Source organism: Grimontia sp. SpTr1 (assembly GCF_947387585.1).
Lineage (GTDB): Bacteria > Pseudomonadota > Gammaproteobacteria > Enterobacterales > Vibrionaceae > Enterovibrio > Enterovibrio indicus.
This window is the reverse complement of the sequence record NZ_CANDOD010000016.1, coordinates 15,093-40,268: the sequence shown is the minus strand read 5'-3', so window position 1 is coordinate 40,268 and position 25,176 is coordinate 15,093. Positions and strand designations below refer to the sequence as shown.

General features: G+C 48.5%; 21 protein-coding genes. 10 read left to right on the top strand and 11 right to left on the bottom strand.

Annotation, left to right across the window (positions count from 1 at the left end):
• Positions 1-5: 5 nt before the first annotated feature.
• The gene (locus QL223_RS19590) at positions 6-224 is read right to left on the bottom strand and encodes a DUF1414 domain-containing protein (protein ID WP_002541087.1); all 219 of its coding nucleotides are present in this window, start codon (positions 222-224) and stop codon (positions 6-8) included.
• A gap of 76 nt (positions 225-300) precedes the next feature.
• Here QL223_RS19590 and yejK point away from each other — a divergent pair, with 76 nt between their 5' ends.
• The 7 genes from yejK (at position 301) to QL223_RS19555 (ending at position 9,057) form a co-directional block, all read left to right on the top strand.
• Complete coding sequence (yejK, locus tag QL223_RS19585) at positions 301-1,314, top strand: nucleoid-associated protein YejK (protein WP_002541089.1); 1,014 nt, start codon at positions 301-303, stop codon at positions 1,312-1,314.
• Between the two features lie 184 nt (positions 1,315-1,498).
• The gene (locus QL223_RS19580; RefSeq protein ID WP_281545696.1) at positions 1,499-2,797 is read left to right on the top strand and encodes an Hpt domain-containing protein; all 1,299 of its coding nucleotides are present in this window, start codon (positions 1,499-1,501) and stop codon (positions 2,795-2,797) included.
• Between the two features lie 42 nt (positions 2,798-2,839).
• Positions 2,840-5,302 (top strand): ATP-binding protein, encoded by a 2,463-nt coding sequence (locus tag QL223_RS19575; protein WP_281545695.1) that lies wholly within the window; start codon positions 2,840-2,842, stop codon positions 5,300-5,302.
• Between the two features lie 133 nt (positions 5,303-5,435).
• Positions 5,436-5,759 (top strand): nitrous oxide-stimulated promoter family protein, encoded by a 324-nt coding sequence (locus QL223_RS19570; RefSeq protein WP_039850388.1) that lies wholly within the window; start codon positions 5,436-5,438, stop codon positions 5,757-5,759.
• Positions 5,760-6,057: 298 nt separating this feature from the next.
• Positions 6,058-7,044 carry a TRAP transporter substrate-binding protein gene (locus QL223_RS19565; protein WP_002541093.1) on the top strand — a complete coding sequence of 329 codons (987 nt, stop codon included), beginning with the start codon at positions 6,058-6,060 and terminating at the stop codon, positions 7,042-7,044.
• A gap of 55 nt (positions 7,045-7,099) precedes the next feature.
• Positions 7,100-7,657: a TRAP transporter small permease gene (locus QL223_RS19560; protein WP_002541094.1), complete on the top strand. Its 558-nt coding sequence runs from the start codon at positions 7,100-7,102 to the stop codon at positions 7,655-7,657.
• Positions 7,654-9,057 (top strand): TRAP transporter large permease subunit, encoded by a 1,404-nt coding sequence (locus tag QL223_RS19555; protein ID WP_281545694.1) that lies wholly within the window; start codon positions 7,654-7,656, stop codon positions 9,055-9,057. Before QL223_RS19560 ends, QL223_RS19555 begins: the two co-directional genes overlap by 4 nt.
• Before the next feature lie 74 nt (positions 9,058-9,131).
• On the opposite strand, the gene QL223_RS19550 is transcribed toward QL223_RS19555, so the two are convergent.
• The 4 genes from QL223_RS19550 to nhaC form a co-directional block, all read right to left on the bottom strand.
• Positions 9,132-10,256 carry a M20 family metallopeptidase gene (locus tag QL223_RS19550; RefSeq protein ID WP_281545693.1) on the bottom strand — a complete coding sequence of 375 codons (1,125 nt, stop codon included), beginning with the start codon at positions 10,254-10,256 and terminating at the stop codon, positions 9,132-9,134.
• A gap of 73 nt (positions 10,257-10,329) precedes the next feature.
• Positions 10,330-10,791, bottom strand: a complete 462-nt coding sequence (locus QL223_RS19545) for a YjiG family protein (protein WP_002541098.1) — start codon at positions 10,789-10,791, stop codon at positions 10,330-10,332.
• Positions 10,791-11,516, bottom strand: coding sequence for a nucleoside recognition domain-containing protein (locus QL223_RS19540; protein ID WP_281545692.1), 726 nt, complete (start codon positions 11,514-11,516; stop codon positions 10,791-10,793). The genes QL223_RS19545 and QL223_RS19540 overlap by 1 nt, the downstream gene beginning before the upstream one ends.
• A gap of 299 nt (positions 11,517-11,815) precedes the next feature.
• Entirely contained in the window at positions 11,816-13,258 is a 1,443-nt protein-coding gene (gene nhaC, locus QL223_RS19535) for a Na+/H+ antiporter NhaC (protein ID WP_281545691.1), read from the bottom strand.
• 577 nt (positions 13,259-13,835) lie between these two features.
• Here nhaC and asd point away from each other — a divergent pair.
• Positions 13,836-14,954 carry an aspartate-semialdehyde dehydrogenase gene (gene asd, locus QL223_RS19530; RefSeq protein WP_039850385.1) on the top strand — a complete coding sequence of 373 codons (1,119 nt, stop codon included), beginning with the start codon at positions 13,836-13,838 and terminating at the stop codon, positions 14,952-14,954.
• A gap of 128 nt (positions 14,955-15,082) precedes the next feature.
• Here the strand turns inward: asd and sodB are convergent, their stop codons facing one another.
• Positions 15,083-15,667 (bottom strand): superoxide dismutase [Fe], encoded by a 585-nt coding sequence (sodB, locus tag QL223_RS19525; RefSeq protein ID WP_002541102.1) that lies wholly within the window; start codon positions 15,665-15,667, stop codon positions 15,083-15,085.
• 261 nt (positions 15,668-15,928) lie between these two features.
• Between sodB and QL223_RS19520 the strand changes: the two genes are divergently transcribed.
• Positions 15,929-16,267, top strand: a complete 339-nt coding sequence (locus QL223_RS19520) for a Grx4 family monothiol glutaredoxin (protein ID WP_046302831.1) — start codon at positions 15,929-15,931, stop codon at positions 16,265-16,267.
• Positions 16,268-16,331: 64 nt separating this feature from the next.
• Here QL223_RS19520 and QL223_RS19515 read toward each other — a convergent pair whose 3' ends face one another.
• From QL223_RS19515 to rnt, 5 genes are all read right to left on the bottom strand, one after another.
• A complete protein-coding gene (locus QL223_RS19515; RefSeq protein ID WP_281545690.1) occupies positions 16,332-17,654 on the bottom strand; it encodes a Na+/H+ antiporter family protein in 1,323 nt (440 codons plus the stop codon).
• Positions 17,655-17,821: 167 nt separating this feature from the next.
• Complete coding sequence (locus QL223_RS19510; protein WP_281545689.1) at positions 17,822-20,125, bottom strand: VolA/Pla-1 family phospholipase; 2,304 nt, start codon at positions 20,123-20,125, stop codon at positions 17,822-17,824.
• Between the two features lie 35 nt (positions 20,126-20,160).
• Positions 20,161-21,411 carry an outer membrane protein transport protein gene (locus QL223_RS19505; protein ID WP_281545688.1) on the bottom strand — a complete coding sequence of 417 codons (1,251 nt, stop codon included), beginning with the start codon at positions 21,409-21,411 and terminating at the stop codon, positions 20,161-20,163.
• A gap of 443 nt (positions 21,412-21,854) precedes the next feature.
• Complete coding sequence (locus QL223_RS19500; protein WP_002541107.1) at positions 21,855-23,171, bottom strand: porin; 1,317 nt, start codon at positions 23,169-23,171, stop codon at positions 21,855-21,857.
• 291 nt (positions 23,172-23,462) lie between these two features.
• Positions 23,463-24,131, bottom strand: coding sequence for a ribonuclease T (gene rnt / locus QL223_RS19495; protein WP_281545687.1), 669 nt, complete (start codon positions 24,129-24,131; stop codon positions 23,463-23,465).
• Between the two features lie 164 nt (positions 24,132-24,295).
• On the opposite strand from rnt, the gene QL223_RS19490 reads away from it, so the two are divergent.
• Entirely contained in the window at positions 24,296-25,174 is an 879-nt protein-coding gene (locus QL223_RS19490) for an OmpA family protein (RefSeq protein ID WP_046302836.1), read from the top strand.
• The last annotated feature ends 2 nt before the right edge of the window (positions 25,175-25,176 follow it).

Sequence of the window (25,176 nt, the reverse complement as noted above, 5' to 3'; positions counted from 1 at the left end):
GCTTATTACTCTGTATCGATTGAAGACAGCAGAGCTTGAGCAAATTTTTCAGCGATCAGTTGACGCTGAGCCGCTGGCAAGTTGTTGTTAATGATGTTGGTAGCAATATTACCAACAACCATCAGCGACAGATCAGTAGATACTTTGTGCTTTTCAAGAACATTGACCACATCGTTCAGGATCTGTTCAACGTTTTTATCTTGATATTTAGAAGTAACAGGCATAGAAACTCTTGTCTTGTGTCAGGAGAAGCCGCGTATAATACCCCACACTCTAGTCCGACGAAAAATGTTTTCAATTATGAGCCTCACGCTTTCAAACGTTATTCTTCATCAAATCAAAAAAGAGGGTGAAGACACGCTGGTTGTTCAACTGAGAGATCAACTGTTAACTCATTCACCTTCCACGGAAAATCTTATCAGCGAAATCCATCGCGTGTACAACGCGAAGGCAGGAAAAGGTTTCGGTCAGTTTGCTGAAGAAAGTGAGTTTTGTGGCTGGTTGAAGGCCAGTCGCAAGCAAGAAATGGACTTTCTGACGTTTTCTTCCCAGTCTGCCGAGCGTCTGAAAACCGAATTGTCGAAGTATCCTTTTGCCGAAGAAGGGGTTCTGGTGATCGCTGAGTACCGCTCTCTGGCGACAGAATATCTCTTTATCGGATTGTTAGAATCAAAATCCAGTATGAAAGTCACTGATGATTTGGAAATCAGCAGCACAGATTATCTGGATGTCGCCAAGATGGATATCGCCGCACGTATTGACCTCTCGACCTGGGAGAGTGACGCAGAATCTAATCGCTACCTGACCTATGTAAAAGGACGAGTTGGCCGCAAGGTTGCCGACTTTTTCCTTGATTTTATGCAGGCCGAAGTCGGCATGGATACCAAGCAGCAAAATCTGGTACTGATGCAGGCGGTGGAAGATTACTGTGCGGATTCTCGTCTGGATAAAGAAGAGAAGCAGCAATATCGTAAGCAAGTTTATGACTACTGTAACGGCCAGCTGCAATCTGGTGACGAAGTGGTTGTGAAAGAGTTGGCGGGTGAACTGCCACAAAACGATCAAGGCGTGGACTTCTACCAGTTTGCCTCCGAACAAGGCTATGAACTGGAAGAGAGTTTTCCAGCAGACCGCACGTCGATGCGCAAACTGACCAAGTTTGTGGGCGGCGGCGGCGGCTTGTCGATCAACTTTGACAGCATGCTTTTAGGCGAACGTGTTTTCTACGATCAAGAAACCGACACGCTGACGATCAAAGGAACGCCACCGAATCTGCGTGACCAGTTAACCCGCCGACTGAACGTCGACGAATAAGCCAGATGAGCGTCATGGTGCAATGGAATTTGCGCCATGGCGTTTTTGGCACTGCAAGTTTGCAAGTCTTTGTTTGCAAACCAAGACAAATTGCCTAACTTATAAGAAACTGCAGTAAATACTTAAAATGACATGACTTTCGTTCCTGCTGTTGGGAAACGCATTGCAAGACAAAGGATTGATTGTGACATCACTGCCCGAAAGACTTCTGCAAACTAAATCTTCTCTATTTTCAGGCAACCTTTTCGCTGGTCATAAATGGCTGTCGATCCTACTTTGGATTGGTTTCGGAGTGTCATTGGCCTATGCCTTGATCTCTTATTCAGACATGAACCACACTCGGGACCACGCAGGACATGTGGTTAAGCTTAATAATGCGGCCCAGCAACTGAGACAAACCGTTTCTGCCTCAATGATCAACCAAAGTGATGAGTTGGTTCAGTTGGAAAAAGAGGTTCAGCACTTTCGTTATCTGTTGCTTCGTACTAAATCCCACACCATTGAAGACAGCTGGGAAGATATTCAAAACACCTTGCTTGAAGCCGATGCGTTTGTTGAAGACGTTGATAACTTGCTCGCCTCGATTTACTCGATTTCTTCTGTCACCAAACAACTCAAACAACTTCACGATGGAACCAGAACGCCAGAGTTAAAGCGCCTTCTCCAAAGGATAAGTAGCTACTTATTGTTTGAACTCCATGGCCTGAATGATTCACTGGAGCGCAATAGAATCGCCCGTTTCAACGGGTACATCAGACAGTTGGAGTCAGAGTTTTCGAAAATGCCCGAAGGGATGACGCGTAGCGAACTATTCACGCTGTACACGGGTCTTGAGCGACTGAACCGTCAGCTAGAGAGTGTGGATGCGGTGATCAATCACAAGTTTGTGCGTTCCATTACCCAGCTGCAAAGTTACTGGACGACCCGCACGCTCTTGCTTCTGGACAACACAATGACGGCGATGTTCGTTGGATTTGGTTTTCTCGTCGGACTCATTTTGCTCAGTGCCCGGAAAGAAGAGAGCAGCGTCGCGAATGGAGCGGTGAATCCTTCTAAATCCAAAAAAGTGAAAGCCGACAAAAAACCATCTGAAGGGGCGGGCTTGTTCACCTTTGTTGAACCCGATGAGCCACTTTTCGAACCTGCGGTGTTGAAAGAACAACTGGATGAAGACGAAGACGCTATTGAAGCCGTACTCACCATGTTTGTTGCCGAGCACCAAAACGACGGAAAAACCTTACGCAAGCACTTTGAAGCCAAAGAACTGGCCCGGGCCCGCACTCTTATTCATAACGTGAAAGGGGTGTCAGGCAATATTGGTGCGATAGCGCTGCAGGCATTCTGTACTCATGCTGATTCCCGTCTGCGTAAGGGCGAGTGGATTGATGAGAACGAAGTGAAGCATTTTGAAAAGCTCCTGAGTATCACCATTCAATCGGTTCTCAAAGAGATGGAAAACGCTCACCGAACCACGGCATCTTGAGGAAGCAGCGTGTTTACAAAGGACGTACCCTGGTACAAAACTATGAGCTTCAAAGCCCTGGGCATTTTGGGCATGATGCTGACCGTCGTGGTCATTACCATCGTATATGTGCTCGATACCACAGGTAACAGCATGGTGCGCGACAGTGCTAACCAGCGTGTAGAGGCGCAGGTTGAAACCGTCGCGCAAAGTCTGGGGCAACTTTCAAACAGCGTCGGCACTGTCGCCCTCTCTCTGGCAAATACGCTCTCGCTGCAAGATTCAGATACCGTCATCGAGCAGAAGCTCGCCAATATGTTCAGAAACCCACACATCCGCGATATGGTCGCCAGTGGTGGCTTTTGGCCTGAGCCTTATCTCTATGATCCGGAAAAGGTGAAATCGTCAGTGTTCATCGTGATCGATGATGATGGTTCTTTCCGCCGAATCAACGACTACAACGAAGAAGACGCGACGCCTTACCAACTCTCGGAATGGTACGCGCCAGCGAGATACGCCAAAGAAAAGGCGTATTGGTCAAGAGCGTATATCGATCCCTACACCAATGAGCCCATGGTGACCTGTACGGTACCGATTTTTAGCCAAAATTTGTTCGTTGGTGTTGTGACGATTGATGTCAGATTGGAGCGGCTGCAAGCATTTCTGACCCGAAGTGGTGAGAAACTCGGGGGTTATATGCTGATGTTTGACCGTGGTGGTGCCATGATGTCATTCCCGGATGCAAAGTACTCGCATGACCCGTCGCTGACACCTTTGCCCAGTGTGAAAGAGATTGCCAGCCATGAACCCGATTTTGCGGAACTGGCTTTGGTGATTAGTCAGGCAACACAAGGTGAGCGTTTACTTCGCCAAAGCAATCCAAATGTTATGGATTTGGCCAAAGCGATTGTTGCCTCATCACCGGAAGTTGATTTGGGTTACGCAGTCTCTGTCGCTTCAGACCTGATGCCGGATCTTTCTCTGTTCAGCAGCACTGAGCGCTTATTCATCCACTATCTTGAGACTGACCCGATTCTGGATGAGACAACGTTAGTATTTGGCCGGACCTTGCCTGATACCAACTGGACCTTGGTCGGTGCATTACCGGAACGGCTGCTGCTGGTGGAAGCCACTCAACTGAAAAACGACCTTTTCTTCGCGATGGCGTTGGTGTCTATTTTGTTGGTGTGTATCACCTATGTCGCGATTCACCTGCAGATTGTTCGCCCGATGGCGAAAGTCAGGAATGCGCTGGTTCAGCAAAAAGGCGATGCACCATTTGCTCCGATTGATTATCCAGAAAAAGACGAGCTCGGTATGTTGGTCTCTGAGTTTAATCAGCTGAGCTCAAATCTGGTGGAAACCCGTGAGCGTGCAATTGAAGCCGCTCGGACGAAACAGCTTTTCCTTGCCAATATCAGCCATGAAATCCGAACGCCAATGAACGGGATATTGGGTGCTGCTTCTTTGATGCAGGATGAACCTATGTCTGGCAAGCAGGCTGAATACTTGTCAGTGATCGCTCACTCTTCCCGTGGCTTGATGTCTTTGATCAACAATATTCTTGATTTCAGCAAGATGGAATCCAATCACCTGAAACTGGAAGAAGCGCCGTTCGACTTGGAAAAACTCGGGCGATACGTGCGAGATCTCATGCTGCCAACCATTAAGAATAAACCGCAGTTAGCGTTTGAATTCAGCTATCAGGAAGCTTGCCCAAGACGGTTTGTGGGTGATGCCCACCGTATTGAGCAGGTGATGTTGAATTTGGTTTCCAATGCGTTGAAGTTTACCGAAAACGGGCTCGTCCGCCTTAGTGTATCGATGAACACAGAGAAAGGTGGCTACACAGGCGTATACGTCAGGGTTAAAGACACTGGTGTCGGTATCCCAGCAGAAAAACACAAAGTTATCTTTGATGAATTCCAACAGGCCGATACCTCGACGACCAGAAAATTTGGTGGCTCGGGATTGGGGCTGGCTATCACCAAACAGTTGATAGATTTGATGGGCGGTTCTATTTCTGTCTTCAGTGAGCCAGGACATGGCGCGGAGTTTGAAGTCTTCCTTCCCCTTCAAATTGAAAAAGATGGCAGTGATGTGAAGGGAAGGGAGCTTCTCAGACAAAACAATGGTGCATTTAGAGGCAAGCATTGCCTATTGGTGGAAGACAATGCCATCAATTTGATGATTGCGGAGAAGATGCTGGCAAAGTTTGGTTTCACGGTGGATAAGGCAACAGACGGTATTTCCGCGGTCGATAAAGCCACGATTCGTGGCTACGACATCATCTTTATGGATATTCAGATGCCGATGATGGATGGGCTTGAAGCCACACGTCAGATTCGAGGGTCCAACAACTTCAACCAGCAGACCCCAATTGTTGCGATGACAGCGAATGTGTTGAAAGACGATATCTGGCGCTGTATCAGCAATGGCATGCAAGGTCACATTGGTAAACCATTACGAGAAAACGATATTTACACTGCATGTGTGAAGGCGTTGTCTGCAGAAATCGAAGCGTGAGTGTTTGATCCAAACGTGCTGAAACTGGATATCAGCGATTTGTTTGAATGAAAATGTAACAGTGGTTGGTTCTTCATCAAAGCTTGATCTTGGTCAAGGGATTTTAGATCTGGCTGAGGAAAATAGCGCGGCTATGAAAACTCAACCCACACAGTCTGCGCCAACACGACAGCCGTTATGGCTTGTTCGCGCCATGACAACGCTTTATTGCAAACACATTCATCGCGGCAGCCAACTCTGCACGCAATGTTCAGACTTAATTGCGTTCGAAACACAACGCGCACAGCAGTGTTGTCGTGACAGTGGTACCTTGTCATGCCGCGAGTGCCACCGACAGTGTTATCCGGATGCCAAGCGTTTGGAGATCAATCATATTGTCCGCTGGGCAGAGCCTAAAATGCGCTGGCGCAAGCCTATCTTGATTGCGCGCTATTATGTCCAATCTCTATTAAATTGAATCGTGTAGCGACCTCTCTCTACATCAATACAAACGCTTCTCCCGCTTCTCCCGCTTCTCCCCGCACTTGAGTGTGGGGAATTACATTTCTTCTGGGTTACCGCATCATCACACTTTTTTGAACCATGGGTGGATTCATACCCATTTGCTTCTCTACAACTCTCACTTTTGTTGGATAGTTGTTAAATAATTGTTTTCTCACCGCGGCTTTTCTTTTTCCTCAACTAGACCTTAAAAGGCAAATGTTCCCAATGATGTGTTTGGGACATAACGACACAAGGAATGAAGAGGAAAAGCTATGAAAAAGCTAACGACGATGTTTTCAGTGTTGGCGCTATGCGCAGGTATGAGCGCAGGCGTGCAGGCAGCACCGGATACCATCAAGTTTTCACATGTGGTGGCTGAAAATACGCCAAAAGGCCAAATGGCGCTGAAGTTCCGCGATCTGGTTGCAGAGCGTATCGGCGACAAGTATGTGGTTGAGGTTTACCCTAACTCTCAGCTTTTCGGCGACGGTAAAGAAATGGAAGCGCTGCTGCTTGGAGATGTTCAATTTATTGCCCCTTCTCTCTCCAAGTTCTCGAAATACACCAAAAAACTGCAGGTTTACGATCTGCCATTCCTGTTTAAGGACATGGAAGCGGTGGACCGTTTCCAACAAAGCCCAGCGGGTCAGGCACTGCTTTCTTCGGTGAACAGCAAGGGTCTGATTGGTCTTGGCTATCTGCACAACGGTTTGAAGCAACTGTCTGCTAACGATCCTCTGCGCGTGCCGGCGGATGCAGACGGTAAGAAATTCCGCATCATGAGTTCAGATGTGCTGGCAGCCCAGTTTGAGGCAGTTGAAGCTGTGCCGCTGAAGAAACCTTTCTCAGAAGTCTTTACCCTGCTGCAAACCCGCGCGATTGATGGACAGGAAAATACCTGGTCAAACATCTACTCCAAGAAGTTCTTCGAAGTGCAACCATACATCACCGAATCTAATCACGGCGTGTTGGATTACATGGTGACGACTTCGATGGAGTTCTGGAATGATTTGCCAGATGGCGACCGAGCGGTACTGAAAAAAGCACTGGACGAAGCGGTTGCACACGGTAACGCCATTGCCAACGATAAAGCCATGAAAGACCGCCAGAATATTCTGGATTCAGGCCGCAGCGAAATCATTACCCTGACAGATGCTGAACGTCAGCAGTGGGTTGAAGTCATGAAGCCTGTATGGACAGAATTCCAGGATGAAATTGGTCCAGAGGTGATTGAAGCCGCTGTTGCTTCAAACCAGTAAATTGCAGTAGCCCGGTCGTTTAAGCGTTCCGGGCTTTTTTATTCGGGAGTTCCAAATGGTTAAGTTGTTACACCGTTTCGAAGAAGGAGCGATTGGCCTGCTTCTGGTGACAATGACACTGCTGGTGTTTTTTGAAGTGATTCTTCGCTTCTTTTTCAACGAGGGTTTGCTCTGGGCTCAAGAGCTGACGCTGTATCTGTCAGCTTGGCTGGTTTTGATGGGCGCATCCTGGGGGTTGCGTGAAGGCGCACATATTGGTGTGGATGCTGCCATCAAACACCTTTCACCCAGCATGCAAAAAATGGTCACGCTGGTGGCACTGGCGTTTTGCTTGGTTTACTGCGGACTGTTTATTTATGGGTCGTGGGTTTATCTCAGCAAAATGAAAATGATTGGCATTGAAATGGAAGACTTGCCGATTGAGAAATGGAAAGCCATGTCTTGCTTGATGTTGGGTTTTGGACTGTTGACGTTACGTGTCCTGACCATTGGCTATGAAGTGATGACAGGTACTCGTGCGGGATTTGGTTTGGTCGACGAAGCAAAAGAGAGCATGCACCTTGCTGAAGAGGTGACGAGGGAAATGGAAAGCCGAGAGGAGCAAAACAAATGACCATCGCCGTATTATTTGGGTTGCTATTCCTCTGCATGTTCATGGGCATGCCTATCGCGATTGCGCTGGGTTTGTCGAGCGTCGCAACCATTCTGATGTTTTCCAATGACTCGCTGGCATCCATTGCGCTAAAGCTGTTTGAAGCAACCAGCGAACACTACACCCTGTTGGCTATCCCATTTTTCATCCTTTCCTCCGCGTTCCTGTCGACAGGTGGTGTCGCACGCAGGCTGATCAATTTTGCGATTGATTCCGTCGGTCATATCCGTGGCGGTCTGGCCATGGCGTCTGTGATGGCCTGTATGCTGTTTGCGGCGGTATCCGGCAGTTCTCCTGCTACGGTAGCTGCGATTGGTTCGATCGTTATCGTGGGTATGGTGAAAGCGGGCTATCCAAAAGCGTTCGCGGCAGGTGTTATTGCCAACGCGGGTACGCTAGGTATTTTGATCCCGCCCTCCATCGTGATGCTGGTTTATGCGGCTGCGACTGAGGTGTCGGCGTCTCGCATGTTTATGGCAGGTTTTATTCCTGGCCTGATGATGGGCGGCATTTTGATGATTGCGATTTATATCGTCGCGCGCATCAAAGGGTTGCCAGCACAACCGTTCCCCGGTGTGTTTGCACTGTCACGCTCTTTCCTGCATGCACTGGGCGGACTGATGCTGATCATCATCGTGTTGGGGTCAATATACGGCGGTGTCGCGAGTCCGACCGAAGCGGCGTCTGTGGCAGCGGTATACGCCTGGTTGGTGAGTGTTTGGGGCTACCGTGATATTGGTCCGCTGAAAAACACGCCTTGGCGTAAGGAAGGTGAAAGCACCGTTTCCATGTTGCTGCGTAACTTTGCTGCATTGCCTTTGGTGATGGTGAAATCATTCACCGACAAGGAAGTGAACCATGTGGTGCGCGATGCGGCGAAAGTCAGCATTATGCTGCTGTTTATCATCGCCAATGCCATGTTGTTTGCCCATGTGCTGACGACGGAGCGTATTCCACATACGATTGCAGAAACTATCGTGGCGTGGGGGTTACCGGCATGGGGCTTCCTGATTGTGGTGAATATCCTGCTGCTGATTGCGGGCAACTTTATGGAGCCATCCGCTATCTTGTTGATCATGGCGCCTATTCTGTTTCCGATTGCTATGCAGCTGGGTATCGACCCCATTCACCTTGGCATCATCATGGTGGTTAACATGGAGATTGGGATGCTGACGCCACCGGTAGGACTCAACCTGTTTGTGACAGCGGGGATCACAGGAGAGAGTATGGGATGGGCGATCAAGGCTGCACTGCCTTGGTTAGGTCTGCTTCTGTTCTTCTTGATTTTGATCACCTACATTCCGCAGATCTCGCTGTTCCTGCCAGACTATCTCGATTCGCTAAGGGGCTATAAATCCTGACAATCGATACGACAAGAAAAGGGGCGTTAACGCCCCTTTATTCTCTCCAAAATTTATTGTTTCTAAAACGCGTATCAGCCTGCCAGTTTGGTGATCACGCGCTTAAGCAGTTCGATACGTGGTTCAATGGAATTCAGAACCAGATATTCTTCATCACTATGGAAGCCCGCGCCAATAGGGCCCAGACCATCCAGTGTAGGAACACCCAGCACTGCCGTTAGGTTGGCATCTGATCCGCCACCGACTGCTTGCCAGGTAATCTCCATGCCCAGTTCACGGCCAGTTTCCTCAACCATTGCCATCAGACTTTCTGTTTTTTCGCTTGGCACCATAGAAGGCTTGTAAGCTTGGCGATCAAGCTCAACCAATACACCTTCGATGAAAGGGCTCTCGGTCAGAGCACTGATTTTTTTGTCGACATCGGCGTACTCGTCGTTATCCCAGAAACGGACGTCGACAATCGCTTCTGCGTGTTCTGGAACGATGTTTGCACCAGCGCCGCCGTTAACCACGCCCACGTTCAATGTGGTGCCAGATTCAAAATTGGTCATCGCATTGATAGCCAGAATCCAGTGCGCCATTTCTGAAATCGCGCTGCGGCCGTTTTGCGGTTCGTTACCCGCGTGTGCCGCTTTGCCTTTGAAAGTTATTTTGTAGCGCGCCATGCCTTTGCGTGCTTTTACCAACGAGCCGTCAGCGCGGGCAGCTTCTGCAACCAGCACGGTACGCGCATCTTTCGCGACCGACTTGAGCCAGGTTTCAGAGTGCAGTGAGCCGATTTCCTCATCAGGGTTCATGCAAACGCAAATCGACATTTTGTCGAGAACGGCTTTATCGAGCGAGCGCAGGGCATAGACCACATTGAGCAAACCTGATTTCATGTCAGACACGCCTGGGCCGTATGCGCGTTGTTCATCAACACTCATTGGGCGGGCAGCGGCGGTGCCAACTGGAAATACCGTGTCCATGTGGCCAATCAGCATCAGATCAATCACGTCGTTTTCTGGCTTGTTACGGATTTCCAGGCCAGAACCCGCCTTGCCACAATCAACACGTTTAATGTGCCAGCCACCCATTTCTTCGTATTTTTCGGCCATGATGTCAGCCACTTTTTCGATGCCTTCGACCGTTAAAGTACCGCAATCGAGATTGATTAGTGGGCGCAGCTCTTCCAGATACGCATTCAAATCGAAACTCATAAAATCTCCCGCTTTCCTGGGGGCAAAAGACCCAAATGAAAAAGGCACAGCGAATGCTGTGCCTGAAAAGTCGTTAAACCAGAATGTTCATGACGAACATTGCGCCGAATGCGTTGATCACAGAGATGAAGATCATCACTGGAATGTAGCGGCCTTCAGTACCGATTGGGCCAAGGATACGGCCGAGGTACTGAACCTGTGAACCCATCAGGTAGATAGCTGGCGCTAGAATCGCGATGTGTTCGCCGTTCAAGATGCCTTGGTCGAACAGGGTGATAACCACGCCCACAGCGCCGCCCATCGACATCCATGCACCAATCAACACCGCGGCGGCTTCACCCGGCAGACCAAAGATTGCCATGATGGGTGAAAACAGGGTACCCATGGCATCCAGCGCACCGGTAATTTGCAACGCTTTGATGATCACGAAAGCCATCAGAACGTTTGGCACTGTGGACATGGTCGCGATGGTCCAGCCTTTCTTTGCGCCTTCAACGAAAATGTCAGTTACCATCGGCTTCTTTGCAACGCTCATTATGCTTTCTCCTCGGTCATCGCTTGTTCTGCTTTATCTCCTTTGCCTTCAGTGATGTTCAGGTAAACGCGGAAAAGGTTTGCGCCGACGATTTTGAAAATGAACATCACGCCGACAGCGAGGCCAATTGAAGAGGTGACGGCCATAGAGCCATCAGCCAGCGTTAAGGTGAAGAGAACGGCACCGGAAGAGAAAAAGTTAACGATGGTGGCACCCGCAGAGAACTGGAACATGGTGAAGATATCGGTTTCGCGTTTGGTGAGCTGACCTTCATCTTTGAGCTGACGGGTCATGGCTGCACCCGCGTCAGTGCTTTGCAGGGAAGCAATCAGTGCCAGACCGGTATTGCCTGGAATATTCATGAGTGGGCGGAGAAGTGGGGTTAGGAGCTTGCGTGCAGCATCCAGTGCACCGTAGTGCTCCAGCACGTTAATCATGCCCAGTGCGAACATCACAGTTGGGATAAGCGTCAACGCGAACAGGAAACCATCACGTGCACCGCTACCGCCTTTACCACGCAGAGACGTGGTCGCTGCTTCCACGCCTTCAGCAGTTTCATTCACATCATAAACCACGCTACCGAATGAGCCATTCAGCGTGGTGAAGTCAAAGATGCCATACCATTGGTTGGACTGAAGCAGGCCCGAAAAGAATACGACGGCAAAGGCGAGGGCAATGTAGCTGCCGACGGTGACTTTGCGCGCCTGTTGCGCAGGAGTGGACATGATGTTTCCCCAAAAAATTTGAAATAAAAGAACGTATTGATTTTGCTTGCGCGGGGGAGGGGAAACTTGATTGGAATCAATCCGTGCTACAGAAAATATAGGACGCTGGTAGTTTTGCAGTGATATGAGATCTGAGTCAGGTTTTGGTGTTGCGAACCTGTTTTACTGCCGTTATCGGTAGATTTCTATTTTGGGAAAACATTTATCGCCGATATGAAATGCGGTGGGAAATCCGTCTTACAACCGTACTCATAGATAAATAAGGTGCCCCGAAAGGCACCTTATAAAATCATTCAGAATCAGGCTTTCTGCGCAACAGCGTCACGACTGTCTTCGCTTGCTGGTTCTGATGCTTCGGTGGTTGGTGGGCAGCGGTCAACGAACCAGCCCATATAAGAGGTCAGAATGGTGACGATAATGCACACGAAACTCAGCCACATGAACGGCGCGTAGGAAAGCGTCGCTACACCCAGAATGCTTGCCATATAGATACCGTTGTCGCTCCAAGGCACCATGCCCGAGGTCAGCGTGCCGCCGAACTCGGCGTTACGTGACAGATTCTTGCGTTGGTAACCGAGGCGATCGTAGTTCTTGGCGCAGATTTTAGGGGTCAGGATCAGTGATACATACATGGCAGAGCCAAACACGTTACCCAGGAACGCAGTACCGATAGTGGATGTTGCCAGACTGCCTGCAGATTCTACCTTCCGCTCGAACAGTTTGGCGATGGTTTCCAGCACGCCTACTTTATCTAGAAGACCACCGAAACCTAAACCAAACACAATCACCGCTACAGAACCGAGCATGGATTCCATACCACCGCGGTTCAAAATCGCATCAATGAAAGAGACGCCAGACTCAATCGAGAAAGGTGCCCAAGCAGTGTTCATCGCTGTCAGTGGGTTCATGTCCTGAACCACGATGGCCCAGACAATACCAAGCACAGAGCCCAGAGAAATTACGGGGAATGAGGGTAAGCGCATCGCCAGCAATACCAGTACGATCGCCACAGGCACAAAACTCAACGGGGTGATCACGAACTGCTGTTCCATCGCTAGAATCACATCGTTCACCTGAGCCATATCGACATTGCCCGCGTAGTGCAGACCCAGCGTTGTAAAGAGAATGCCAGTGATGATGTAGCTGATAAGCGCGATAGGTAGCATGCCTTTGATGTGCTCGACGATTTCAACGCCTGACATGGAAGACGCGAGGATCACGGAATCAGAAAGTGGTGACAGCTTGTCACCAAAGTAACAGCCTGAAAGCACAGCGCCTGCTGTCACTGGTGCGGGAACGCCCAAGCCCTGTCCAATCCCCATCATCGCAATGCCTGCGGTACCTGCAGCGCCCCAGGACGTGCCGGTTGCCAATGCAGTCAGCGAACAGATAATCATGGTCGCGGCGAGGAAAATAGAAGGGTGAATCGCCTTTAAACCGTAGTAAATGATAGTTGGAACGATACCGCCAGCTATCCAGGTGCCGACCAGAGCGCCAACTGCCAACAAGATCAAAACAGCACCGAGACCATTAGCTATGCCTTGGGTGGCCGCCTGTTCCAGCTCCTTGTAGCTGTGTCCCAGCTTGATGCCGAGTCCGATGATCACGAACCAGCCAATGTAGAGAGCAAGCTGGATAGGCAGGTCTAGTTGGGCGGTAAAAGAAAACGCCATTAACAGGAACAGACCTAACGCTGCGAATACTTGGAATACAGAAGGAAGTCGCACCGGGTGTCTTTGCATAGTTCAAACCTTTTTTGAGTTTGGCCCTGTGGCTCCTGCCTGAGATACCTATTGCCTGTTGGCAGAGGGTAGTGAAGTGAACACTGGCTATGGGCTTGAAAGCTACCTTCCTGGCGGCGGCGGGTACTTTATCGAAAGAGGGTGAGTACGGGGAACAAGTATTTTAGTTTCTGTGACCTTTGCGCACGGGATGTTATCGCAGGTGACGGGACGTTATTTGGGTGTGATTTTTCTGTTGGCGGGATTGGCGTGCTACTGTTTGGTTCTCGTTTTACTGATGTTTGTATATTTGTTACATTGATCACCTTGGCATGACGCGATAGCGTTAATATTCCGTCACGGCGAGATGCCCTCACTGAAGACACATTGTTCTGATCCCTCCGCTGTCTAAAAACGCTTTAAGGATCTCTCTGTTCGCTTGCAGTGCGTCGCATTATCGTGGCCCGTTGTGCCCTTTGTCCGTTACGATTTATTTTTAGTTCTTTGCCGATACAAATATGCGCAGTTTTTGCTTGTTATTTGTGTTGTGACTTTTCAATATAGGCGGAGAATTTTATTACAAGGAGTGTGAGTGCGAATGAAAAGAGTAGGTTTAGTCGGCTGGCGCGGTATGGTCGGATCCGTACTGATGCAACGCATGGTAGAAGAAGGTGATTTCGACGTTATCGAGCCAGTATTCTACAGTACCTCTCAAGTAGGCATCCCTGCGCCAAATTACGGCAAAGATGCGGGAATGCTGCAAGATGCATTCGATATCGAAAGCCTGAAAACGCTGGATATCGTCATTACCTGTCAGGGTGGCAGCTACACCGAAGCGGTATATCCAAAACTGCTGGCGGCCGGCTGGAAAGGTTTCTGGATTGATGCGGCCTCTACGTTGCGTATGAAAGATGACGCGATCATCACACTGGATCCAGTGAACTTCAAACAAATTCAAGAAGGCATTCACAAAGGCACCAAAGCCTATGTGGGTGGTAACTGTACTGTCAGCCTGATGTTGATGGCAGTAGGTGGTCTGTACCAAGAAGGCTTGGTTGAGTGGATGACTGCGCAAACGTATCAAGCGGCGTCGGGTGCAGGCGCGAAAAACATGCGTGAGCTTATCTCCCAGATGGGCACCATCAACGACGCTGTCAGCATGGATCTGGCAAACCCTGCGACATCTATTCTGGATATCGACCGCAAGGTTGCTGAAACAATGCGTTCTGGTGATTTCCCAACGTCTGAGTTCGGCGCTCCGCTGGCAGGTTCACTGATCCCTTGGATTGACGTGAAACGTGAAAACGGTCAGAGCAAAGAAGAGTGGAAAGGGACGGTTGAGACCAACAAGATCCTTGGCATTCAAGACAGCCCAGTACCTATCGACGGTACTTGTGTGCGTATCGGTGCGATGCGCTGTCACAGCCAGGCACTGACACTGAAGCTGAAGAAAGATGTACCAATGGATGAAATTGAAAGCATCATCGCGTCACACAACGATTGGGTAAAAGTGATCCCGAACGAGCGTGATATCACGGTGCAAGAGCTTTCTCCAACCAAAGTGACCGGTACACTGTCTGTTCCTGTTGGCCGTCTGCGTAAGATGGCGATGGGTAACGACTTCCTCAATGCATTCACCGTGGGTGACCAATTGCTTTGGGGTGCAGCTGAGCCGCTGCGTCGTACACTGCGTATCATCCTTTCTGAAGTAGCATAAACACTACTTAGCCAACGAACAAAAGCCGCTGATTATTATCAGCGGTTTTTTTGTGCCCCTAGTAAACACGCAAAAAAATACCCCGCCGAGGCGAGGTATCTATCAACACTTAAGCGCTTAACTTGGAATTAAGCAGCCAGGTTCTGTGCTACGAATTCCCAGTTAACCAGTGCCCAGAACGCATTCATGTAGTCTGGACGCAGGTTGCGGTAATCGATGTAGTAAGCGTGTTCCCACAGGTCAACAGTCAGCAGTGGAGTTACACCGTCTTCAGTCAGTGGAGTTGCTGCGTTTGAAGTGTTAACGATATCCAGAGAACCGTCAGCTTTTTTCACCAACCAAGTCCAAGAAGAACCGAAGTTGTTGATTGCTGAATCAGTGAACTTCGCTTTGAATTCTTCGAAAGAACCGAAAGATTTAGCGATTGCATCTGCAACATCACCAGTAGGCTCGCCGCCACCATTTGGGCTCAGGCAGTGCCAGTAGAAAGTGTGGTTCCAGATTTGCGCTGCGTTGTTGAAAACACCGCCAGTAGAAGTCTTAACGATCTCTTCCAGAGATTTGTTCTCAAGCTCAGTACCTTCGATCAGGCCGTTAAGCTTAACAACGTAAGTGTTGTGGTGTTTACCGTGGTGGAATTCCAGAGTCTCTTGAGAGATGTGTGGCTCAAGCGCGTTTTTCTCGTAAGGAAGAGCTGGTAGTTGAAATGCCATTACTCGATTCTCCATGATAGGCGGGGTCGCCCCCTGACATTATTGCTTCCTGTAGATTTGTCGTACACTCTAGGTAGTACCCATAAGTGAACGAATCTACTTATAGACCGACTGCGAAACAGTTTAGCAAGTTTTTACTTTATTAAAAGAATAATTTTAAAAAAAGCGGCGGAATTTGACCCTAGAGATTTTAGGCGTTTTTTTCCATCGCTAACACAGTTAGAATCGTTGTCATCATCACACTTGGTGTTCGAGGAAGTAATGGAAACTATTGATAAAATCAAACAGCAGATTGAAGAGAACGCAATCCTGCTTTACATGAAAGGCTCGCCGAAGCTGCCTAGCTGTGGCTTTTCTTCTCAGGCTAGCCAAGCGCTGATGGCGTGTGGTGAGAAATTTGCGTACGTCGATATCCTGCAAAACCCGGATATCCGTGCTGAGCTGCCAATCTACGCGCAGTGGCCAACTTTCCCACAACTGTGGATTGATGGTGAGCTGATCGGCGGTTGTGACATCATCCTGGAAATGTTCCAGAAGGGTGAGCTTCAGCCTTTGATCAAAAACGCAGCGACGCGCCGCGACGCAGAAGAAAACAGCTAAGCGTTTTCCTTCTTATAAAAAAGCCGCTGACAAAACAGCGGCTTTTTTGTATCTGTCGTTCTGGTTACAGCGTCATCGCTGCAATCCAACCAAACGCAATCAGCGGCAGGTTGTAGTGGATAAAGGTTGGCACCACGGTATCCCAGATGTGCTCGTGCTGACCATCGGCGTTCAGGCCTGAAGTCGGGCCCAAGGTTGAATCGGAAGCGGGAGAGCCTGCATCACCCAACGCCGCCGCAGTACCTACCAAGGCAATGGTCGCCATCGGTGAGAAGCCAAACGCCAACGCCAGTGGCACGTAAATGGTGGCGATAATCGGAATTGTTGAAAACGAAGAACCGATACCCATAGTCACCAGAAGGCCAACGACCAACATCAACAGTGCTGCCAGCGGTTTGTTGTCACCAATGGTGGATGCCAGAGAAGCAACCAGTGTTTCTACACCGCCAGTCGCTTTCATCACGGCCGCGAAACCTGCTGCAGAGATCATGATAAAGCCTATCATCGCCATCATGTGAACGCCGCGGGTAAACACATCTTGCGTGTCTTTCCACTTAATCACACCACCAAAGGTAAATACCATAAAGCCAGCCAGTGCACCGACAATCATAGAGCCTGTGGTGAGCTGTACACCCAGTGCAGCGGCGATAGCAATTACAGCAACCAAAATATTCTGCGGTTTGAACTCTGCTTTTTCAGGCTCTGCAGCCAGAATTTTCTCCTCAGAATAGTGGCGAGGCTTGCGGTAGCTGATAAAGGCTGCAACCAACACACCAAACAACATACCAGCCGCTGGCAGTAACATGGCTTGCGGCACCTGACTGCCGACGACATCCAAACCGTTATCGTGCAAATTCTTAAGCAGAATGTTGTTCAAGAAAATGCCGCCGAAACCTACTGGCAACACCATATAAGGTGTGATCAAGCCAAAGGTCAGCACACAGGCCACCAATCGACGGTCAAGATTCAGCTTGGCAAACACATGTAGCAAAGGAGGGATCACTATAGGGATAAATGCGATGTGTACGGGAATCACGTTCTGGGACGAGATTGCCAACAGGCCAAGAGCCACAAGCACCATGTATTTCAGCGCCGCGGAGGCATTTTGGTTCTCATTGCCGTTCAGCTTTTTAACAACGGATTGCGCCAAAAGGTCCGTGATGCCGGAGCGGCTAATCGCTACTGCAAAGGTGCCCAACATGGCATAACTCAGCGCGATGGTTGCTCCACCACCTAAGCCACCTTCAAACGCAGAAATGGTTTCGGGCAGTGTTAGACCACTGACCATGCCGCCCAAGACGGCACTAAATGTTAGCGCAACCACCACGTTGACCCTTAAAAGTGCCAACGCCAGCATCACGCAAACAGCAATAACAACTGGATTCATTACTTCCTATCCCTACAAATACCCAACGGGGCAAAATCTATCCCAAAAAGACGAAGATCACAGTTTGCTGATATTTTTTGCATTGTCGAGGGGAATTTGAAAGGAATTGGATTGGAGAGGAGAAAGGCCAGCGGGTGCTGGCCTATTGGGACAATCAAAAGATAGTGTTATTCGAGCACACTAGCGTCATTCACACTAAAGTTCACGTCAGCACCACTCAAGAATTGAACTAATTCAGATTGCATTTCCTGAGTGTAAGTTATGTCACTGAAGTCCTCGTTCTGAGGGGCGATGACAGAGCTGTGTTGGCCCACGCTGCCAAACTTGGTGAAGTTACGGCCGTCTTTAGTTGTTTGCGATTGGCTGTTAACAACGTTTAAACCAATCAGTGAAGCAAGAGGAATTGTTCCTGCCAATGGACGATCTTCAACAGAGTTTGGGACTGTGGCGTCATTTTTCACTTGTTGCATGTAGATTGGTAGTCCAGCAAGGACGTTTGTTCCATTAAGGTCAGACTCGTAGACTAAGTTGATTGGATCTGTCGGATCGATAACAGTTTGTGCTGCAGATGCAAAAAGAGAGAGTACACCTGCTTGTTCTGACTCAGGAATACCAGCTGTCACAAGCGAAGTCACTAGAGGGCCAAACGCTTCCGACCCGATGAGTAAATCCACTATTTGGCCACCGGTATTCGCAGCGGCAATGCGCGAGAATTTAAACAAGCTATCGCCAGCCGCATCATTCAACGTGCTATTTGCGGTGGTTACCGTTCCAAAACCTGTAATTCCGCCAAGGGAATGCCCGAAAAGTGAAGGTGGAGTGGTAGCTGTGTTATCAAGTGTTGCCAAAGGTGTGCCCGTGAATAGACCCGCAGCTTGCGACACAGTTAGCGCTGCACGAAGACCCACATTATCCAATATGCTTTGACGCAGGTTGTCTCTTCCCACTGGCAGATAGGCCAAGTTTAGGTAATTTGTAGGATCTGCGTTTGCAGAGCGCGTCGCATCCAAGCTGCGTTCACCATGAATTGGCTGGTCAATGGCGAGTATAGCAATGTCTTTCCCTAGCAGCTTTGCTCCATTTATTAAGTTTGCTGCAAAAACATAAGCACTTTCTTTCGCAGATGTAATGCCATGTTGATAGATGACTAATTCCATTGCACCAGATGTGGTTGTTGGTGTGAACAAAAGGAACGGTACATCGTCTAACGACTTAACCTGGGGGATTGGACTGTAACGAGTTATAACTCTCTCCGCATCCAATTGATTTCCATTTGCATCATTTAGTGTCACACCGACGAGTTTCAACTGCTCAGACGCGTCTGAAGCAAGTTTGGTGACATCAATTGCCTGTCCTACAAGTTGTTGTGCGACTACGGATGCATTTTCAGTACTGTTCAATGCGTTTGAAATGATAGCCAGGCTTGGCATACCAGATTCAAATGGGGTTTTGTTCCATGTGCTTGAGTCTTTCTCCAGAAAGTATGGAAGCTTAACGGTACCTCTGGTTACTGTAACGCTATTAGCAGCGTAAGAGTTTAGTAGTGCTGGTTCAACAGTACCATCGGGATCTATGTATGTGTCAAAGCTAGTGTCTGACTGAATAGCTGTCGCGAAGTCCTGCCCTGACGCTGGAACGGTCATTATATAGGCCTGTGACATATCAACACTATTTGGATTTGCTGAACCTTTCCAGATTGCATTGAAATTGTTACCCAGTCCAACCGCAGTCGCAATTGCGCCTTTTGTAGCGTAAAGCGTGTCACCAACAGATTGTGTTGCAAACCAAGTAGAGAAGACAATCTTACGAGAATCTATTCCTTCTTTACTAAACTCGGCTTCAACTTGTTGGGTGATGTCTTTTGCCGGTAAAAGTGCTTCCGAGCCAGCGGGAATAGGTATAGAGCCTTTTAAAACCGAGTATGTTGTGGAGGAATCTACGCCACTTCCATTTACATCTTTCAAGTCGTTGGTAATTGCAAACATATAGTTGCTAGCCGACTTTAATGGCTTAATAAACCGAACGACCAATGTTGTGCCTTCAGCAGTAACTGTGTAGTCCTGATCGACCGTCAGTTTCTTTCTGGTAGAAGTGGAAAAATCCGCAGAGGTAGGGTCACCGCTTTCTATGATGTGGAAGCCTTGGGGAGCTGATGATGCATCAAGTGCGTTACCTTGGAAGTTTATTAAGAAAGGTGCGGTGGTTCCCCAGCCATCACTTTTACCTAGAGCAACAGCAGGATCAGAAATATCAGTTGAATAACTGGATGAACCTAAAAAACCGTCAGAGGCTAGCGTACCATCAGTGCTATCCATTGACAGGAAGCTTGGAGATACAGGTGCTAAGTTATCTGGGTCTAGATTGAAATCGACTGTTGTTTGTGCTTTTGTCGGCTCGCCAGAAATACCTGAGTCATTACATGCTGACAGGAGCGCGGCTGACACCAAGATTGTTAGTAGTTTTGTTTTCATAAAATCCCTCGTTACTGCTTTGTCATCCGCTGAGATTAAAATTGGTAGTTTGCTTGCAGGGCATAGATGAGAGCGTTACCAGTGCTACTAAAGTTTTCGTTATCTTCAACGAATGAATTCGATTTACTATTAATGAAAGTAAATCCAGCATCGAATGTAAGATCACTCGTGTACTTGTAGGTGGCTCCAGCTGAATACCAATAGCGATCGGTATCAGGAATACTCAAGGTTGGTTCTCCTGCTTGTTCATCAAATGCGAATCCGGCTCGAACCAGCCATTGGTCATTGAGTGTGTGAGTCGCTCCTATTGACCAACGAATAGCATCTTCATAATGCTCCTCTTTTAAGAAACATACCCCAGCCCCATCTGCAGAATTACATTGGCTATTAGTTGCTCGAAGTTCTTTGAATTTACTCCACTCTGTCCACAGAATACTGTAATGAACTGCCCATGTGTCATCTAGCTGATGGAAACCCGAAGCTTCAATTGTGGCTGGAAGAATTGCCTCTAAATCTCCCTTTACGGTAGTACCAGGAGCTAGGTTGGCTGCGGCGCCTGTGTGATCTGTAAAGTCACCCTCAAAATCAAGGGTCACTTGAGAGCGGTATGCCAGACCCCATCTGTTGCTCTCATCCATTTGAAAGAGTGCACCGATATTCCAGCCAAAAGCATACGTTGTGCCTTCCATAGTGATTAGCTTGTCAGACGCATTACCGTTTGCACCGTTGAACGAGAGTAAACCTTTGTGGCGATTGAGTTCAGCAACGCCATAGACAGCATTAAGACCAGCACCAAGGCTTAGATTCTCACTCGCTTTCCATGCGATGCTTGGGTTCAACGTAACTGTTGTAAGTGCAGTATCACCGGCTGAGCGACCGAGACTAAAGTCGTCAGGATAATCTGTCGCAACACCATAAGTGGTGAATAATCCAATTCCCCATGAGAGCCTGTCGTTAATTGGTGAAATCATGTAGGAGGCGGGAACGATGGCGAATGGCGCCACGTCTTCAGCTTTTTGGTTTCGAGATGGTCCTTCATGGGTTACATCTACATTTGGATCGATAAGGCTCAGTGCACCAGAAACACTGGTTCTTTCGAACATAGTCATGGCTGCGGGGTTACGTGCCAGCACTGAAGCGTTATCGGCGACTGCTGCCTCGCCAGAGAATGCGCGTCCTAGTCCGCTTGCTGAGTGTTCAGCAACTTGATAACCCGCGCTCCAAGCACTTGGGGCGGTGAGAGCAATGGCGACCGCAAGGGCGCTTCTTGATAGTTTTTTTGACATACTGCCTCTCGTCCTAATTGAGTTGTTGGTCATTAAGTGACCAATTTCCAATGCTTTCAATAAGTTGGAAAAACGTTGCAGCCTATAATAAATGTGCATGGCTACTGGTCGGATCTTTACGATGCTTAATATGTCACGATGCGCGGGAATGTTAAACAGGTGTTAAAATCGAGGTGAGTGTCTGAAATTTCGGTATTTTATGCCCAGTTTTAAAACTGATGTTTTAAGTAAATACACTAATTAAAGGTTGTTCATTCAGAAGTGCCTGTAATTGTTCATTAACGATTAGAAACAATCTGGTTGTGATTTGAGCGACTGTTTGAATTTTGTAGGTAAGGTACTGAATAGCAGGTCACAGCTGCTTCGATTGAATTTCACTTTTGTGACTGGAAACAAAAAAGCCGATTGTAAAAATCGGCTTTTCTCATTTTTGAAACAATAACTTAGAAGGTGTAGTTTGCGCCGACAGCGAAGATGTAAGCGTCGCCGCCAGCAGTAAATTCATAAGTTGCTGAGTTATTGCCAGGAAGAGCTTCAACCTCCGTTCCTTTGACATCATCACCATTCAGGTAGGCAAAACCTGCATCGATAGACCAATTGCTGCCTGAGTCATAGGTTGCACCAAGAGAGTACCAATGACGTTCTGTATCAGGAATGCTAAGAGTACGGTGTGAATCAGGAACTGGGCTCTCATCTATCGCATAGCCTGCGCGAAGCGTCCAGTTGTTGTTCAGGAAGTAGGTCGCACCGATAGCGTAGCGCCAGCTGTCTTCCCACTTCTCATCTTTTTGAAGACATACACCCGGTTCAATACCAAGTCGCGAACAGTCAGCCGCTGATGATGTTGCTCTAAGCTCTTGGAAGCTGCTCCATCCAATGCGCATGACGCTGTAGTGAAGCGCCCATTGGTCGAAGCCATGGTATCCAGAGAACTCGAAAATGTCAGGTAAGTTCAGCTCCAATTCACCAGGGACTGTTTGTCCTGTTTTGCCCACAAATGCGGTAGATGAGCCACGGTAATCGCCCTCGAGCGTGATGTCGACTGCTGAGCGATATCCAACACCCAAACGGTTTTTATCATCAAACTCCCAAAGGCCGCCCACATTCCAGCCAAAGCCCCATCCATCACCGGCAAGATATGCTAGCTCATCAGACGGAGAAGAAGCGCCTAGGCTGGTGTAAAGCCCACCATACTGTCTCTTCAATTCAGCGTCTGCATAAATTGCGTTTACACCCAGCCCTAGGCTTAACTGCTCTGAAATTTTATAAGCAAAGTTACCCGCAAAATTGATGGTGACTAGCTCAGTTTGTCCACCAATAGCGGCACCTACTGAATCGGTAGGATATTCCGTTGAAAGGCCAAAGTTTGAAAATACTGAGACGCCCCAGGCCATCTTGTCATTGATAGGATCGACATAGTGCGCATAAGGGACAATTGCATCTGGCGCTACGTCGCTATGTTCTGATGTGGTGTTTGGAACAGCTGAACCTGGATTTCCGTTTAGTGAGTCAACGGATGCATCCACGTCCGGCTGGATAAACGAAAGACCACCTGACACTTGTGCCGAATCAAACATCGTCATCGCTGCTGGGTTACGGACAGCGACTGCGGCGTTGTCTGCAATGGCTGCTTCGCCAGCAAATGCGCGACCTAGACCGCTGGTGGAATGTTCGCTGATTTGGAAGCCTGCGCCGTGGGCCTGAAAAGCGGCCAGCGCAATCGCTGTGGAAAGTAGGGTACGCTGTGTTACACGTTTCATATTAATTTGCCTCTCTGTCACTGCCTTTTATTATTGTCGTCTTCAACGTGAAGTGTCCGAATCTAAGCGGCACGAGCGTTGAATCGTTCTAAGTCAGTATAAGTAGCAAATTGAGATTTGTTGTGGTTTTGTTATCAATAGTTTGCGCAGGATCTGCGCAACGAAACCTTCGTTTTTGAGGGTGATTTCAATCTAGCGTTTAAAACTATTTGGCGTTTATGAAAAGAAAACGGCCGCAGGCCTTGTTTTATCTGGCGTGCAGCCGGTTCTTTTGCCAAGGTTCTGATTGTATTAATCAGAATCTTGTTCGGATTCTTCCTCAGCTGCCATGACTGGCCAGCCGCCTAATTTCTTCCATTTGTTAACGATCTCACAGAACAGTTCTGCGGTGCGCTCGGTATCGTAGAGCGCTGAGTGTGCTTCTCGGTTATCGAAAGGGATCCCGGCGGTTTGGCATGCTTTTGCCAAAACGGTTTGTCCAAAGGCCAAGCCACTCAGTGCTGCTGTGTCGAAAGTGGCAAACGGATGGAAAGGATTGCGTTTTAGATGACTGCGCTCCGAGGCTTCCATGACGAAGCTGTGATCGAAGTTGGCATTATGAGCCACCATGATCGAGCGCTGACAGCCTGCCGCCTTTTGTTCTTTGCGGATAAGTTTAAAGATCTCTTTCAGTGCGTGCTCTTCTTCTACCGCACCACGGAGTGGGCTGAAAGGGTCTTTAATGCCGTTGAATTCCAGCGCTTCTTTAACCAGATTAGCGCCTTCGAACGGAGAAACATGAAAGTGAATGGTTTTATCAGGGGAAAGCCAACCGTCTTCATCCATCTTCAGAGTGACCGCACAGATTTCAAGCAGTGCATCAGTCTTTGAGTTAAAACCTGCCGTTTCTACGTCGATAACAACAGGAAAATAGCCGCGGAATCTTGCTTTTAGCGTATTCAGGTTGGTTTCTTGGGTCATGTCTCGGATAACTTGTAAAAATGAGGCGTGCATTATGTCAGATGCTGGCTGGATTTTCATTTTCTAGTTTTGGCATGAAGAATTAAAATAAGACTAAAGATAAGGGACTGGCTTCCGATAAGATAAGCAATACCTTTCCACTGATTCACAGGAACCGGCACAGTATGAAGAAAGCATCGCTGTTGACATTATGCATTGCTGCAAGCCTTGCACCGCTCTCGGTGTCTGCGAGCAAGTATTACGGAGCGAAGCCGACAGAATCTGTGTGGAAGGTGACAGTAGATACACCGATCGAGTGTCGTATTGAACACATGATCCCGAACTATGGCATGGCGACATTTACTTCCCGAGCCAGCAAGAAAATCAACTTGGATTTTGAGCTGGAGATGCGTCGCCCGATGGGTGAAACGCAGAATGTCTCTCTCGTCTCTATGCCGCCAGTTTGGTTCGCTGGTGAGCCTGCGGAATATATCGACCGTCTGCGTTTCTACAAACAGTTTAACGGTTATGTTGACGGGCAAACGGCTTGGAGTATGTTGTCTGAGCTGGAAAATGGCCGCTATCCGACTTTTAGCTTCAAAGAGTGGCAAAGCAAGGGAAAACGTGTCGATATCGCATTGTCTTCTGTGTCGTTCCAACAGCCTTACAATGAATTCAGCAGCTGTGTTGCACGCTTGCTGCCTTACGCCTTTGATGACATCGCTTTCACCGTGCTCCATTACAATGAAAATGGTGATGAGTTAAACAAGGCATCCATGGCGAGGCTGGCACAAATTGCAGAGTTCGTGCGATACAGCCCAGACATCGATTTAGTGTTGATGGCGACTTACACAGATGGTCGTGGTGCAAAGGCGGCGAACCAGAGAATGTCTGAAATCCGCGCCGAAAAACTGGAACAGTACTTTATGTCGCTCGGCTTGCCGAAAGACAGGATTCAGGTTGAAGCTTATGGCGAGCGTCGCCCAATTGCAGAAAATGAAAGCCCGATAGGTCGTAACAAGAACCGTCGTGTCGTGATCTCTTTGGGTAGAACGATTATCTAACC